We start from the raw sequence: 11,812 nt of genomic DNA, 5'->3' as shown, positions 1-11,812 counted from the left end.
CGCTCGGCGCCTTCCCGGGAGACCGCCATGCAATCCGCCGTTCCGTCCCTCGACCCGGTCGATCCGATGCAGGCGCTGGGGCCGTGGTTCCACAACCTGCACCTGCCCGATGGCCGGCAGACCCTGCCGACGCATCCGTACGGCGATTTCCCGGCCTGCAAGTGGCGGCAGATCGCGCCGCATGTCCCGGCCGATCTTCGCGGTTGGCGGGTGCTGGACATCGGCTGCAACGCCGGCTTCTACAGCTTCGAGCTGGCCAGGCGCGGCGCCGAGGTGGTGGCGATCGACATGAATCCGCACTACCTGCGGCAGGCGCAATGGGCAGCGGCGCAGTTCGGGCTGGAGCGCCACGTGCGTTTCCGGCAGATGCAGCTGTATGCGCTGGCGCGCGAAGCCGAGCAGTACGACCTGGTGTGGATGATGGGCGTGCTGTACCACCTGCGGCATCCGCTGCTGGCCCTGGACATCGTGCGTCGCCTGTGTCGCCGCATGCTGGTGTTGCAGACCATGACCATGCCCGGCGAGGAGGTCTATCCGGCGCCGCGCGACATCGGCATGCTAGAGCGCGGGCGCATGTGCGAGCCCGGCTGGCCGAAGATGGCCTTCATCGAGCATCGCCTGGCCGACGATCCCACCAACTGGTGGGCACCGAACCATGCCGGCGTGGAAGCCATGCTGCGCAGCGCGGGGTTCGCGGTGGACGCGCGCATCGCCGAGGAAACCTACCTATGCCGGCCGCAGCAGCGGCCGCCCGGCCAGGTCGCACCGATCGAAGAGGAACTGCGCGCGGCCTGCGGCCTGGACTGATCCGCCCGGCCGCGCACTGACCGCCGTGGCTGCAGATCGCCCGGCAGGGCGCGCCGCGACGGCGCGCCCTGCCGCGCTCAGTTGACGTCACGGTCGCCGCGCGACATCAGGTTGTAGATGGTGCGCACGCTGATGCCCAGGCTGCGCGCCGCCGCGGACTTGTCGCCGCCGGTGATGCGCAGGGTGCGCACCAGCATCTCCTGTTCGATTTGCTTCAGCGGCGTGCCCACGCGGAACGTCACCGCGTCGCCGGTGTTGCCGCAGTGGCAAGGCGCGTCTTGCGCCATGGGCACCTCGCCGTGCAGCAGCGGCTCGATGGTCACCACCTCGCCGTCGGCACGGTAATAGCCGCGCGTCACTGCGCTGGAGAGTTCGCGCACGTTGCCCGGCCAGCGGTGCCGTCCCAGCACGGTCCGCGAGAACGTGTCGAACTGCTTGCTGGTCCCATAGCGACGATTGAGCGTGTCCAGCAGCGTGTCGGCGATCAGGTGCACGTCGTCGCCGCGCTCGCGCAGCGGCGGCAACTCGATGACGTACTGCGACAGCCGGTAATACAGGTCGCGGCGCAAGGTGCTGGCCTCGCCCAGCAGGTCGCGGTGGGTGGCGGCGACGATGCGCACGTCGAGGCGGACTTCCGCGTCGCTGCCGACGCGGGTGATCGCGCCGGTTTCCAGGCAACGCAGCAGGTACACCTGCAGTTCCGGCGCCATTTCGCCGATCTCGTCCAGGAACAGCGTGCCGCCCTGCGCCTGTTCGAAATAGCCGGCGTGGCGCTGGTTGGCGCCGGTGAAGCTGCCGCGCTCGTGGCCGAACAACTGGCTGGCGAGCAGTTCCGGCGGAATCGCGCCGCAGTTCACCGCGACCAGGCGCCCGCTGCGGCCGCTGGCCTCGTGGATGGCCTTGGCCAGCAGTTCCTTGCCGGTGCCGGTTTCGCCGGCAACCAACACCGAGATGTCCAATGGCGCGACGCGGGCGATGTCGCGCTGCACGCGCGCGATCGCTGCGCATTCGCCGACCAGGCCGAAGCGTGCCATCCCGCGCCGCGGCGGCAGGCGGCACAGGATCTGATCGAGCAGGCCGTCGAACTGCGTCCACGGCAGCGGCCGCTGCAGCAGCTGCACGCTGTCGCCGGCCAGCCCGCGCCATTTCGGCATTTGCGCCTCGGTGGCCAGCAGCACCACGCGCGCGTCCGAGCGGCCGGCCAGGCCGTTGATCAGGTCCATCGCTGCGCCGCGCTCGGCGTCGCCGTCGAGCAGCAGCAGGTCGGCGCGTTGTTGCTGCAGCCAGTGCCGCGCATGTTCGAGCGAGGGCAGGCGGGTCAGCGCCAGGCCGCGGCGCTGGGAGAAGGTGGACACATGGTCCGACAACGAAATGTTGCCATCCACGATCGCAAGCAGGGGTTTGGTCATGCGGGTTGTACTCCGCGAATCAGGTCATTCCATCGTCCTCCGCATGTGTGAGCGCAAGGCGAAAACATCCTGATTCGATCCCTCATCATGCTGAAGCGGATTCGGCCGCTTCAGCAATGTGTGCAACGCGCGCATCCACGGAGCAGCTCTGCAGCACCGCCTGTGCGCGACGCCGCATCCTGCCTGCGGCATCCGGCACATTCCCGACCGCGCGCGGCTGCGCTCAATGCATGCGCTCGGGTGGCAAGGGACCGCGCAGCAGGGCATCGACGCTGACGAAGCGCCGCTGCTGCGCGACATCCAGTCGCCGCAATGCGTCCTGCCCATCCAGGTACAGCCATTCGATGACGTCGTCGGCGCCGATCAGGACCGGCACTTCGTCCGGCAGTGCGGGCACTGCAGGTGCCTCGGTGAGCAGGGAGAAGCAGGAGAGATGAAAGCCCTCCTGGGTCTGCATGCTGCTGCGCAACCCGGCGGCGAACAGCGGACCCGGGTCTTCGCAGATCCAGGGGCCGCCACGCGCGGCGTCGGCGCTGCGGAAGCCGGCGATCGGCACCAGGCAGCGCTGCGTTTCCCACACCGCGGTCTGCGCGCCCTGCCAGGCGCGTTCCCGACGTTCGCTGGTGATCAGCGGATCCTGCGGCGCATCGCGGCGCCCGAACAGGGCGCGCTCGTTGCGCACTTCGCCGCCCCACAGCACCAGGATCTGCGCTTGCTGGCCGGCAGCGATCTCGCTGGTACGTCCGGCGGTGACGGGATCCTGCACCGGCCAGGCGGGCAGGCGGGATTGCAGAAAGCTGAGGATCATCGCGGTGCGGCCGAAAGCGGATGCCTTGTGGACGCAGGACGCGTGCCAGCATCTTCTTCTTCCCATCCGGCGCGTCGGTGCGCCCTGCGCCGCGCAGCCAGCGGCGCGCGCCAGCGAAAGTTTTTCAGTCGCGCAGCTTTTGCGCGCCTACCGCAGCAGCGTGACCAGCAGGCAGGCGCTGGCGGCGAAGGTCACTGCCACGGTGATCCAGCCGAGCGCGTTGGTGAGGCGGCTGTTGACGCGGCCGCGCATCAGCGTGCGGTCGTTGCTCATCCGCATCATCAGCAACAGCAACGGCGGGACCGTCATGCCTTGCACGATGCCAGACAGCACCAGCGCCTTCATCGGGTTGACGCCGAGGAAGTTCAGCCCCACCGCGATCGCCGTGACCAGCGCGATGGTCGCGTAGAACAGCTTCGCCTCGCGCGGCTGTGCGTGCAGGCTGCCCTTGTGGCCGATGCCCTGCACCAGGTCGTAGGCGGCGCCGGTGGTCATCACCGGGACCGCCAGGAAGCCCACCCCGACCACGCCCAGCGCGAACAGCCACTTGGCCGCGGGCCCGGCCAACGGCTCCAGCGCGGCCGCGGCCTGTGCCGCCGTGGCGATCTCGGTCTGGCCGGAGCGGTGCAGGGTGGCGGCGGTGGAGAGCAGGATGAAGTACAGGATGATGTTGGAGAACAGCATGCCCACCAGGACGTCGCGACGGGTGCGGCGCAGTTCGCCGGCGCTGGCGCCCTGGCGCGCGGCCACGCTGCGCCGTCCGGCGGCGATCTGTTCTTCCACTTCCTGGTTGGACTGCCAGGTGAAGATATAGGCCGACAACGAGGTGCCGATGCAGGCGACGATCATCGACAGATACTCCCGGCTGAACTCGGCGTACGGCACGAAGGTGCCGCGCAACACCTGGCGCAGGTCGGGGCGCGCCAGCAGCGCAGCGGCCACGTAGGCGAACAGCGCCAGCGCCAGCCAGCGGAAGATCCGTTTCAGCAGGCGGTAGGACCCGAAGAATTGCAGCAGGAAGATCGCCAGCGCCGCTGCGACCACGATCGCCGGCACCGGCAGCGGGATCAGCAGGTTCAGCGCCGCGCCGATGCCGCCGAGATTGGCCGCCGCTTCGATCACGTTGCCGGCGAAGGCGAACCCGACGGCCGGGTACAGCACCCAGCGCGGATAGCGGTCGCGGATGATCGCGAACAGCCCCTTGCCGGTCACCCGCCCCAGCTTCGCCGACAGGTAGACCACCAGGTACATCATCGGCAACAGCACCGGCGCGATCCACAGGAACGCGAAGCCGTAGCGCGCGCCGGCGCTGGCGTAGGTGCCGATGGCGGACGGATCGTCGTCGGCGGCGCCGGTGACCACGCCGGACCCCAGCAGACGGAACAGCACGCGCCGCCGGGTAGGCGCGGGCTCGGCATGCGCGGCGGGTGGGGTCATCGCGATCGGCAGGTCGGGCGGAACATCGACCCTATGCAGGCCGGTCTAAATGCGGCGTCGGCGGTACTGCGTACGCGAAGTGAAGGCGGGCAGGTGCAGCGCGATCGCGGCGCCTGCGTGGGGCAGGCGATCGCACCGCAAGCCACCAACGCAAACGGGCCGCAGCAAGCGGCCAGTGGCGTCGAAACAAGATGGAGGCCTGGGTCGGAATTGAACCGGCGTACGCGGATTTGCAGTCCGCTGCATAACCACTCTGCCACCAGGCCGGTGGACTGACGTCTTGCCGCAACGCCCTGGGCGCCCGACAAAAACAAAGCCCCGCTGCCGGGGCCCTGGCGCGGGAATCGGACGCTGCCTTGCGGCTCTCGTCCAACGCGTTGATTCAAAAGATGTTTTTGAATCAGCCCGGCGCGCAACGGACTGCATTGTGTACCAAGCACCACGGCTTGGCAACCCTGCACTGCGCGGGGCGCAGGCATTGCCGAGCCGCTGGATGCAGGGCCTTGCATGCGCACGTCGCGCCGCGCCGCGACTGGAATGCCGACCACAGCGCCATGCCGGTGGCAGTAGACAAGCGCCGCCTCGCGCCGATTCGCGCACGATCGCCGTGCTGCCGCGCTCTAGCATGACGCCACACCCAACCGAGACATCGCCATGAACCGATGGACACGCTGGAGCGGCACCGTGCTTTGCCTGGCCGCGAGCGCCACCGCCGCCGCGCAGACCTGCGCGCTGCAGTCGCAGACCGTTAACCTGCCGCTAGTCTCCAAGGCCACGCCGAAATTCGCCTACCAGGTGCGCGTGCAGCTCGGTAGCGATGCCGATGGCCGCAGCAGCGGCAGCCAGGTGCTGGAGGTGGATACCGGCTCCACCGGCGTGGTGGTGCCGCTGAGCGACGCGCTGCGCAGCGCCTGGGACGCGTCCAACACGCCTGGACACATCTTCTACTCGAGCGACAGCAAGTACCATCCCGGCAAGTACGTGGACGTGCCGATGCGGCTCGGCGTCTCCGCCGACGGCAAGAGCGCCGCGGCGCGCGTGGATCGCATCACCGTGCTGGCCGCGCAGTGCACCTGCGATGTCGCCAGCGTGGCCCAGCAACCCAAGCCGCTGGCGCAGGTGCCGGCTACCTGCGCCGGCTACGACGGCAGCCCCGCGCTGAGCAGCAGCACGCAGGTGCTGCGCAACTGCAGCACCATCTCCCCGAACTTCGGCATGATGGGGGTGGGCTACGACCGCGGCGTCGACGCCGCGCGCAATCCGTTCCTCAACCTGGTGCAGATGCGTGAGCAGCGCATGAGCCCCGGCTACATCGTCAGCGCCAGGGGTATCACCCTGGGCGTCAGCCAGGCGGCATTGCAGGGGTTCGCCATGGTGCCGCTGCAGCGTGGCGCGGCCACGGCGGGCGTGCCCAGCGACTGGCAGGCGCCGACCGCTTGCGCCAGTTTCCCGGGCAGCGGCAGCGACTATCGCGTCTGCGGCAAGCTGCTGCCCGACACCGGCGTGTCCTACATGATGCTCAACCCGGTGGTCCCGCCCGCCACGCCAGAGAGTCTGCAACACACCACGGACCTCGCCGGCCATCCCACGCGCGTGGTGCCTGACGCGACCCAACTGCGGCTCGACGTCGTCGACGCGAAGGGCCAGCCGGTATTCGGCTATGCCTTCGCGGTCGGCGACGGCAAGGCGGCGACGCCGGACAGCGTGCAGTGGCGCGGGCCGCTGAAGACGCCACCGGCCCATCTCAACAGCGGTCGCCACCTGCTCGCCGCGGGTGACTACGCCTACGACGCGGCGTGCGGGCATGCGGGTTTCAGGGCGACGCAACCGGGCGATTGAGGGGCTGCGTCGCGCCCGCAGTCGCCGGTTGCCGGTGGCAGACCTGTCTGCCTGGCATGCAATGCCGCCAGCGGCACCCGAGGCGCAGCCTGCGCATCGACCTGCAGCAGACGCGGGCGCGATGGCACAGGCTGCCATCGCGCCCGCGCTGCCTCACCAGCGATACGTGGCCGTGGCCATGACGCGTCGCTGCTCGCCGTAGTAACAGTTGTCGTAGGCGTCGCAGTTGCTGAGGTAGGTCTTGTCGGCGAGATTGTGCACGTTCAAGGCCAGGCTCCAGCGGTCGCGGTCGTAGCCGAGCAGCGCGTCGAACAGGGTGAACGCCGGCACTTCGGCGCGTGCGGCGTCCAGGTCGCCACGGTTGGCGCCGGTATAGCGCGCGCCCAGGCCGAGCCGGATGCCGCTGTCGAAGCGGTAGTCGGCCCACAGTGCCGCGGCGTGGCGCGACACCGCCGACAGCGGCTTGCCCAGCTCGCGCGGGTTGCTGCTGGCGGTCACTTCCACGGTCGGTGTGCAGCTAACGTGGGTGACATCAGGCGACTCCTTCGCTGCGGCGGCGGACCGATGCGCATGCAAAACGATGTGGGCGGGATCGGTTGCCAGCGGATGCCTTCGAACGGGTTCCAGCTGGTGCTGCCCTTCACCTCGTCCAGGTAGTAGGCGTAGTTGGCGGTCATGCCGACCGGCATTTGCGGGTGATGAGGCGGGGGGGGGGACGCAGAGAATGGCGCCAGCGCGCGCGATGACGTCGGCTGCGCGTCGTGTCGTCGCGTTGACCTTTGGCGATGTCGGAGGCACCGTATGCGCGGCCTGGCGATGTGGCCTGCAGCAGTGGTCGGCTGTGCCGCCGGGCGTGCGAGGCGAAGGCCGAGGTCTTTGCCGGTCTCGATCCTGCAGTCGACAGGGAGCGTGTGATGGTGTCGAAGGGAATGTCCGCCACGGCGCGCTGCGCGCTGCCGCTGCTCATCGCCGTGTCCGCTGCGCCCGCCGCGGCCAGGGAGATGCTGCAGTGCCCCGAACGCCTGCGCATCGCCGAGGCACAGCTGCAGAGTCCCGACGTGCCAGCCGATGTCCGCGTCGATCTCGCCGCCGCGCCGCCGATGCGGCTGTTCTCCAGCAATGTCTATTCCGGGCCGCCGCGCGAGATGGCTGCGCTGGTGCCGAGCAACGAGGACGCGCGCCGCCCCGGCGATGCGGGCGTGTCGGTCTGGCGCTTCGATGCGCCCGATCCGCATGGCCTCTATCTGGTGTGCGGATACGGGCCTGACGGCAGGGTGCAGGTCTCGCGGCGTGTCGGCGACGTCGCGCGCTGCGAAGCGAAGCCGCTGCGTCCGAGCAGTGCCGATCCGGTTGCCGGCACCTTGTTCGTCTGCGAGTGAGGCCGCGCGATGGCAGCTGCGCGCAAGGCCGTGGCGATCGCCGCGCAGGTGCTGTCCTGGAGCGGTTATGCGTTGGGCATGCTGCTGTACGCCGTGTCCGGTCGCCCGTACGCATGGGTGGACGGTGCCGATCCGCAGTTGTCCTCCGCCAATTTCCAGGACAGCGGCAACGGGCGGCTGGTCGGCCTGTGCGTGCTGGCGGTGCTGGTGCTGTTGCAGGGCGTGCACGCGCTGCTGAGCCGCCGCCGCAGCGTGCGCCTGTGCTGCCTGGTTGCGCTGGCGATCGCCTGCCTGGCTTGGTACTGCAGGAACTGAGCGCAGTCTCAAGGCCGCGTGTCTGCGCGACTGACGCAGGCACGTGAACGCCACGCGGCGCGTGCCGCGAGCGGTGACGTCCTTGTCGCGCGTGGTGCGGTGCTGCATTGGGAGAACGGTCGTCCAGGACGGCGGAGCGGCCGGCGCCGCGTGCGTCGACGCGATTCCAGCGGTAAACAGGAAAGTCCTGTTGAAGACGCGAGCGAGAGGCGGCGATCCCTACCTGGCCTGGCGGCGGGGATTGGGGAGTCGGGATTGGGGATTGGTCAGGGCGGCGCAGCGCGGGCCTGGCGGTGTCGCCGGTGATGGCAAGCAGTGCGCTCGTGCGCGGATCGCGGCCGACCCGCGCCGCAGGCTCAGTCCTGCGGCGTGTGCGCTGCGACCTCGCGTGCCTTGCGCTGCATGCGCCGGCGCACCAGCCAGCCTGCCGCGGCCAGCAGCGCCAGGCCGGCCGCGCCCAGGGCGAGCCGTTGCGTGTGCACGAACTGGCGTACGGCCTGGCCGCGCTCGATCCACAGGCGCCGCCGCGCGCCCTCGAAATCCGGCGTCTCGCAGGCGTCCACGCCGAACACATAGGCCTTGCCGGGCACCGGATTGAGTGCGCCGTGCGCGACATAGCGCTGGTAGGACCGACGCGCCTGCGCGGGGTCGAGGGTGATCAGCCAGTCGGTCGCCTGGCATAGCACGGCGGCGTAGGCCTGGCTGCGTGCGGGCAGGTCGTCGGCGGCGCGATCGGCCAGGGCGGCGGCGATCCAGCGGTAGTGGTAGCGGCGGTAAGGCTGCGCGGCGGTGGCGTTCCAGCGCTGCGCTTCGGCGGCGGCGATCAGGCCACCGGGGCGCAGCTGCGCATGCGCCGTGGCTTCGGCATAGTTGCCGGCGTAGACCCGGTTGTCCGGCCCCAGTTCGTAGCCCAGCAGTTCCATGCCCTGGCGGCGCGCGATCAGGGCAGCCCGGTAATTGCCCTCGGCGCGGCCGATGCCGGTCCAGGCCGATGTGCCTTGCCGCCGCGCATCGCGATAACGGCGCGCCGCCTCGCGCAATTCGGGCTGGGCGAAGTAGGGCAGCGCATCGTCGTAGCGGCCGTCGCGCATCAGCCGGCGCGCCAGCAGTTCACGCAGTTTCAGGGCCGGCGTCCGTTCCCAATACTCCGGCGCCGCGTTCGCGGCGGCCGGCGGCGTGGCGGGCACGTGGCGATCCACGTAGTCCTGCAGTTCCTGCACGGTGAGGACGCGCTCGGCGACCGCGGCGGCGTCTTCCCAGTAGAGGTCGCCGCTGCGGTACAGCTGTGCGAACGCCTCCACGTAGCTGCCGCGTTGCAGCGCCAGGATCGCCGCTTCGCCCTCGATGCGGCACTGCGGTTTGACCGTCTCGTTGCTCCAGTCGCCATTGCGGCGCGTGCCCCAGTCCTCGTTCGGCGGGAAGCGCCGGGATGCCTGCGCGTAGGCCTGTGCGGCGCGCGCGGCGTCGCCGTCGCGCAGTGCCATCTTGGCGCGCAGCCACCAGGCCAGGCCGCTGTCGCCGGCGTGTGCGAGCAGGCGCGCGGTGCTGGGGTAATCGCCCTGGCGATAGGCCAGCGCGGCCAGGCGATCGGCGTCTTCCATCGGATCGCCCGCTGCGTCCTGCAGCAGGTTCAGGAAGCGCGCCGAGGACAGAACGCTGCCGGAGTCGGCATCGAAGGCGTGGCTGTCGCTGAGCAGCCGGGCGATCAACAGCCGCCGCACCGCCTGCTGTCGCAACAGCGGCGCCAGTTCGGCATCGCTGCGGCGGGCGAGATCGGCGGCCACCTGCTTGAGCGAACTCATGCCGGTGTCCGAGCCCTGTGCCGCCTGCACCGCGTACAGGCCGATCGCGCCGTTCCAGTCGCCGCTGGCGAGCAGCAGGCGCGCCTCCTCGCCGAGGCTGGCGATGCCCAGCTCCAGCGGATCGTCGAATCCGGCCAGGCGCAACGTGCGGGTCTGTTGGAAGGCCTGCCGCGCCTGCTGCCGGTACGCCTGCCGCTGCGCCACGGCGTCGCCGGCCAGCGCGCCGTCGGCGGCCAGCGCCAGGCTGCGTCCCAGCGAATAGGCGGCCCACGTGCTGCGCGCCCGGCGCTGTGCCTCGGGCAGGGCCAGCACCTGGCGAAAGTAGTCCGCGGCCGACGGATAGCGGCCCTGCGCGAACGCCACCGCGCCGGCGGTGTACAGGCGCAGTTCCGGTGGCAGGTCGGCGCCGTCGCGTTCGGCCTGCTGCGCATCGTCCAGCGCGCGCAGTTGTTCGATCCGGGCGAACCGCGCGGTGCCCACTTGCCTGCGTTCGACGTCGTCGCGCTGCTGCGGGAACTGCGCGCTGGCGTCCCAGTAGCGCGGCAGGGTCGCCGTGCCGGCGCGGCCGAGGCCGTCGATCGGTGCGCCCAGCCGCTGCACTTCGCGAGCGAAGCTGCCTTCAGGCAATTGCGCCAGCGCGCCGGCACGGTCGTCGAGCAGGCGGTACGGGAACTCCGGGCCGCAGGCGCGGGCGCCGCCCAGCGGCAGCAGGAGCAGCATCAGCGCGGCGGCAAGCGTGGCCGCGGGTCGGGGATCACGGCAGGACATCGATGGCACCTGTGTGCAGGCGGCGGCAGCGGACCCAGCCGAGCGCACGGCGTTCTCCGGCGGCCAGGGGTTGGGATGCGCGAGTGCGTTCGAAGCGGGGCGACGGTGCCGGCCATTGCAGCCGGTAATCGCCGAGTGCGTCGCCGGCTTCGCAGGCGCTACCGCGCAGGACCACGCGCTGCGGCGGCGTGGCGGCGGTCGTGCCATCGTTCGCGAGCGTCAGGTCGTAGACCGGGCCGGTGCCGCTGGCCTGCACCTGCACGGCCGCCTGCAACGGACGTCCGTGCACCACCGCCTGCAGCGTCGCCAGCGGCCAGGCGCGGCGGTCGCCCGGCAGCGGCAGGCGGAACCAGACGATGCCGGCCAGGTGTGGCGGGCGGGGGGCGCGCAGCGCATCGACGAAAGCGGCGAGCTGCTGCGGCGGCACGCGCAGTTCGCGGCGTGCGCCGCGCGCCGCCAGCGGCACCTCGCTTTCGATCAGCGGTGCGGTGTCGGCGTCGGTGCCGTCGACCAGGGCCACGCCGTAGGCCGGCAGGGCCAGCCAGAACGGCGTGGCGCTGCGCTGGGCGTAACGGTCGGCCCAGCGTCGCGCCTGCACCGGATCGAACAGGCCGGCCGCGGGTGCGTTCACTGCATGCACCTGCAGCACCGAGCTGTCGACCGTGCGCAGCAGTGGGGTCAGTGCCGGACTGTCCAGCCAGGCGGGCAGGGCGGTGATGCTCAGCGCCAGGTCCGCCGGCAGCGCGCCGCGCAGTTGCCGCAGCAGCGCCGCATAGGAGGGCAGCCGCGCGGTGGCGCAGTCGTGGTCGATCTCCACGCCGCGCAGTGCCACGCCGGCGGTGCGCCAAGTGCGCACCACGTGCAGCACCTCGGCGTCGATGCGGGTCGCGTCCAGTTGCGGCAATTGCCCGTCCAGCCGCACCACCGCGATCACCGGGCGGCCATCGGCGGCGAGCTGCCGCAGATCCACCGCGGCGGGACCCCAGCCGGCGCGCGGATGCGCCTGCAGCGCGAGTACGCGCAACGTCGAGAAGTCCGCGCGGGTCTGTGCCAGCGCCACCGCGTGCGCGCCACTCCATTGCCGCTGCCAGACGTAGACCTGGTGTTGCAGCGGCGTCGGGGCCGCTGCCGCACAGCCACCAAGCAGCAGACTCAGCCCGAGCAGCGCGCAGCGCAGCGACACGACGGCCGGGTCAGGACACGCGCGGCCACACGCGGCCGCAGCGTTGCCACTGCACCTTCGCGCGA

The 11,812-nt window shown here is 70.8% G+C and carries 11 protein-coding genes and 1 tRNA gene; 4 read left to right on the top strand and 8 right to left on the bottom strand.

Going from position 1 to position 11,812, the window contains the following annotated elements:
- Positions 1-27 precede the first annotated feature (27 nt).
- On the top strand, positions 28-807 hold the full coding sequence (locus CEK69_RS05325) for a TIGR04290 family methyltransferase (RefSeq protein ID WP_017912651.1): 780 nt from the start codon (positions 28-30) through the stop codon (positions 805-807).
- Positions 808-884: 77 nt separating this feature from the next.
- On the opposite strand, the gene CEK69_RS05320 is transcribed toward CEK69_RS05325, so the two are convergent.
- From CEK69_RS05320 to CEK69_RS05305, 4 genes are all read right to left on the bottom strand, one after another.
- On the bottom strand, positions 885-2,216 hold the full coding sequence (locus CEK69_RS05320) for a sigma-54 dependent transcriptional regulator (protein WP_150408923.1): 1,332 nt from the start codon (positions 2,214-2,216) through the stop codon (positions 885-887).
- Positions 2,217-2,439: 223 nt separating this feature from the next.
- Positions 2,440-3,024: an SOS response-associated peptidase family protein gene (locus tag CEK69_RS05315; protein ID WP_017917329.1), complete on the bottom strand. Its 585-nt coding sequence runs from the start codon at positions 3,022-3,024 to the stop codon at positions 2,440-2,442.
- 147 nt (positions 3,025-3,171) lie between these two features.
- Positions 3,172-4,461, bottom strand: a complete 1,290-nt coding sequence (locus tag CEK69_RS05310) for a divalent metal cation transporter (RefSeq protein ID WP_191091284.1) — start codon at positions 4,459-4,461, stop codon at positions 3,172-3,174.
- Positions 4,462-4,653: 192 nt separating this feature from the next.
- Positions 4,654-4,727, bottom strand: a tRNA-Cys gene (locus CEK69_RS05305).
- Between the two features lie 388 nt (positions 4,728-5,115).
- Between CEK69_RS05305 and CEK69_RS05300 the strand changes: the two genes are divergently transcribed.
- Complete coding sequence (locus tag CEK69_RS05300) at positions 5,116-6,300, top strand: hypothetical protein (RefSeq protein ID WP_152244296.1); 1,185 nt, start codon at positions 5,116-5,118, stop codon at positions 6,298-6,300.
- Positions 6,301-6,453: 153 nt separating this feature from the next.
- On the opposite strand, the gene CEK69_RS05295 is transcribed toward CEK69_RS05300, so the two are convergent.
- Together CEK69_RS05295 and CEK69_RS05290 are read right to left on the bottom strand one after the other, a co-directional pair.
- On the bottom strand, positions 6,454-6,804 hold the full coding sequence (locus CEK69_RS05295) for a TonB-dependent receptor (protein ID WP_017912655.1): 351 nt from the start codon (positions 6,802-6,804) through the stop codon (positions 6,454-6,456).
- Positions 6,795-6,977, bottom strand: coding sequence for a hypothetical protein (locus CEK69_RS05290; RefSeq protein ID WP_192578921.1), 183 nt, complete (start codon positions 6,975-6,977; stop codon positions 6,795-6,797). The genes CEK69_RS05295 and CEK69_RS05290 overlap by 10 nt, the downstream gene beginning before the upstream one ends.
- Positions 6,978-7,214: 237 nt before the next feature.
- Between CEK69_RS05290 and CEK69_RS05285 the strand changes: the two genes are divergently transcribed.
- Complete coding sequence (locus CEK69_RS05285; RefSeq protein WP_017917332.1) at positions 7,215-7,679, top strand: STY0301 family protein; 465 nt, start codon at positions 7,215-7,217, stop codon at positions 7,677-7,679.
- A 9-nt stretch (positions 7,680-7,688) separates the two neighbouring features.
- Positions 7,689-7,994, top strand: a complete 306-nt coding sequence (locus CEK69_RS05280) for a hypothetical protein (RefSeq protein ID WP_017917333.1) — start codon at positions 7,689-7,691, stop codon at positions 7,992-7,994.
- A 356-nt stretch (positions 7,995-8,350) separates the two neighbouring features.
- On the opposite strand, the gene CEK69_RS05275 is transcribed toward CEK69_RS05280, so the two are convergent.
- Positions 8,351-10,564, bottom strand: a complete 2,214-nt coding sequence (locus CEK69_RS05275; RefSeq protein WP_226975050.1) for a hypothetical protein — start codon at positions 10,562-10,564, stop codon at positions 8,351-8,353.
- A complete protein-coding gene (locus tag CEK69_RS05270; protein ID WP_152244294.1) occupies positions 10,551-11,747 on the bottom strand; it encodes a DUF3142 domain-containing protein in 1,197 nt (398 codons plus the stop codon). Before CEK69_RS05270 ends, CEK69_RS05275 begins: the two co-directional genes overlap by 14 nt.
- Positions 11,748-11,812 lie beyond the last annotated feature (65 nt).

It is taken from the genome of Xanthomonas sp. LMG 12462, from assembly GCF_009192885.1.
GTDB classification, from domain to species: domain Bacteria; phylum Pseudomonadota; class Gammaproteobacteria; order Xanthomonadales; family Xanthomonadaceae; genus Xanthomonas_A; species Xanthomonas_A sontii.
Note: the sequence above shows the minus strand (reverse complement) of the source record. Positions and strands in the feature narration are given on the sequence as shown.

Bases quoted from the DNA above. Each gene is read 5' to 3' on its own strand.
- CEK69_RS05325 (WP_017912651.1), top strand. From the start codon at position 28: ATGCAATCCGCCGTTCCGTCCCTCGACCCGGTCGATCCGATGCAGGCG.
- CEK69_RS05320 (WP_150408923.1), bottom strand. From the start codon at position 2,216: ATGACCAAACCCCTGCTTGCGATCGTGGATGGCAACATTTCGTTGTCG.
- CEK69_RS05315 (WP_017917329.1), bottom strand. From the start codon at position 3,024: ATGATCCTCAGCTTTCTGCAATCCCGCCTGCCCGCCTGGCCGGTGCAG.
- CEK69_RS05310 (WP_191091284.1), bottom strand. From the start codon at position 4,461: ATGACCCCACCCGCCGCGCATGCCGAGCCCGCGCCTACCCGGCGGCGC.
- CEK69_RS05300 (WP_152244296.1), top strand. From the start codon at position 5,116: ATGAACCGATGGACACGCTGGAGCGGCACCGTGCTTTGCCTGGCCGCG.
- CEK69_RS05290 (WP_192578921.1), bottom strand. From the start codon at position 6,977: ATGACCGCCAACTACGCCTACTACCTGGACGAGGTGAAGGGCAGCACC.
- CEK69_RS05285 (WP_017917332.1), top strand. From the start codon at position 7,215: ATGGTGTCGAAGGGAATGTCCGCCACGGCGCGCTGCGCGCTGCCGCTG.
- CEK69_RS05280 (WP_017917333.1), top strand. From the start codon at position 7,689: ATGGCAGCTGCGCGCAAGGCCGTGGCGATCGCCGCGCAGGTGCTGTCC.
- CEK69_RS05275 (WP_226975050.1), bottom strand. From the start codon at position 10,564: ATGTCCTGCCGTGATCCCCGACCCGCGGCCACGCTTGCCGCCGCGCTG.